Consider the following 2,324-nt stretch of genomic DNA (forward strand, 5'->3'; position numbering starts at 1 on the left):
CTGGCCGGCGGCGGGGCCCGCGGCCAGGACCCTGCGCTGGCCAATGCCGAGATGCTGGTGCTGGCCCCGGGCGCGAGCCTGCGCGCCGATGCCACGGTGCAGGGCGACGGCGGGCACCTGGTGCTGTGGAGCGAGCGCGGCACCGGCGCCTACGGCAGCCTGAGCGCGCGCGGCGGCCCGCAGGGTGGCAATGGCGGCAGCGCCGAGGTCTCCAGCGCCGGCGTGCTGGACTTCCGCACCCTGGTCGACCTGAGCGCCCCGCGCGGCCAGCGCGGCACGCTGCTGCTGGACCCGCTGACGCTGACGATCGGCGGCATCGACAGCATCGACGGCCTGCTGGGCCTGCTCACCGGCCCGCTGCTGAACTGGGACGACTTCCCGCTGGTCAACAGCCTGCTCAGCGCGGCCACGCTGCAGAGCCAGCTCGGCTCGGCCAACGTGCTGCTGGAGGCTTCGCAGGACATCACCGTCAGCAACGCGATCGGCTCGACCTCGGGCCGCTCGCTGACGCTCAGCGCCGGCAACAACATCAATGTGAACGCCTCGATCAGCGTCTCCGGCAACCTGACGCTGAATGCCAACAACACCTTCACCACCGGCGGCGGCTCGCCGGCCTCGGGCAGCGGCAGCCTGAACTTCGCCGGCGGCGTCACGCTGATCGGCGCCAACATCGCGCTCGGCGCCGCCGGCAGCGTGGCGCTGCCGAACGTCGTCGCCAGCGGGGCGCTGAGCGTGACGTCCCTGAACGGCGGCATCAGCCAGGCCATCGGCAGCACGCTGACGCTGGGCCTGGACGGCAGCAGCTTCACCACCCAGGCCGGTGGCCAGGCGATTGCGCTGGGCCAGGCCAACACCTTCAACGGCCGGTCGGTCGCCTTCAGCACCACCGGCGCCGGCGCCAATGTGAGCGTCAACGCGGATGCGCTGGTGCTCGGCGCCAGCACGATCGGCGGCAACCTGAGCGCCATCACCCGCACCGGCTCGATCACGCAGGCCGCGGGTGCCAGCCTGACCCTGGGCGAGGACGGGAGCAGCTTCGCCACCGGCGCCCCCGGGCAGTCGATCGCGCTGACGAACAGCGGCAACCAGTTCGGCGCGCACTCGGTGGCTTTCCAGACGCTCGGCGCCGGCGGCGCGGTGAGCGTCACCGCGGATGCGTTGAAGTTCGCCACCAGCAGCGTCGGCGGCGCGCTCGCGGCCACGACCACGGGCGGCAACATCACCCAGACCGGTCCCATCACCACCGGCGCCAACGGCAGCAGCTTCACCGCCAGCGGCGTCGGACACGGCATCCTGCTGGACACCCAGGCCAACAACATCACGGGCCTGGTCAGCGGCAGCATCACCCTCAGCACGCAGGGGGACCTGGCGCTGCGCAATGTCGGCGGCATCGTGATCCCTGCGAGCCTGTCCAGCGTGCCGGGCAAGCTGGTGCTGGTCTCCGACACGGGCAGCATCCTCCAGACCAGCGCCTTCTCGGTGGGCGCCGACGGCAGCAGCTTCACCACCTCGGGCACCAACCAGCCCATCCTGCTCAGCCAGGCCAACCTGCTGAACGGGCACACGGTGTCGCTCAACACCACGGGCAGCGGCGGCAGTGCGGTGCTCAATGCCGACGTGATCACGCTCGCCGCCAGCACGATCGGCGGCAACCTGAACGCCACGGCCAGCATCGGCGGCATCACGCAGACCGGCGCGCTCACGCTGGGCACCGACGGCAGCAGCTTCACGACCAGCAGCGCCGGCCAGCCGATCCTGCTGACCCAGTCCAATGTCTTCAGCGGCAGGAGCGTGCTGCTGAATGCCGGAGGCGATGCCTCAATCACTGCCGATGCCCTGCAGTTCGCGGCGAGCAGCGTGGCCGGCAAGCTGACCGCCACGGCCAGCGCCGGCGGCATCGTGCAGAGCGGCGTGCTGGCGCTGGGCGCCGACGGCAGCAGCTTCACCACCACCGGCACCGGCCAGGTGATCGTGCTGAACCTGGCCAATCTGCTGAACGGCCATTCGATCGGCCTCTTCAGCGGCGGCGATGCGCTGCTGGTGGCCGATGCGGTGAAGCTGGCCACCAGCAGCGTGGGCGGCAAGCTGGACATCACGGCCAGCACCGGCGGCATCACCCAGTCCGGGCCGCTGACGCTCGGGGCTGACGGCAGCAGCTTCACGACCAGCGGCGCCGGCCAGGCCATCGTGCTGGACGCGGCCAACCATTTCAACGGCTTCACCACCGCCTTCTTCACCACGGGCGGCGACGTCACGGTGCGCGCCGAGGCCCTGTCCATCGCCAGCAGCAACCTCGGCCATGCGCTGGCCGCCTTCGCCTACAA

Annotated in this window: 1 protein-coding gene; it reads left to right on the top strand. The window is 71.3% G+C overall.

The genetic code is table 11. The features are described from left to right. Positions 1 to 2,324 (top strand): hypothetical protein (locus B0W88_RS34040; protein WP_158080985.1); only part of this gene is annotated, 2,324 nt, incomplete at both ends.

Source organism: Pelomonas sp. KK5 (assembly GCF_001984095.1).
Taxonomy (GTDB): Bacteria; Pseudomonadota; Gammaproteobacteria; order Burkholderiales; family Burkholderiaceae_C; genus KK5.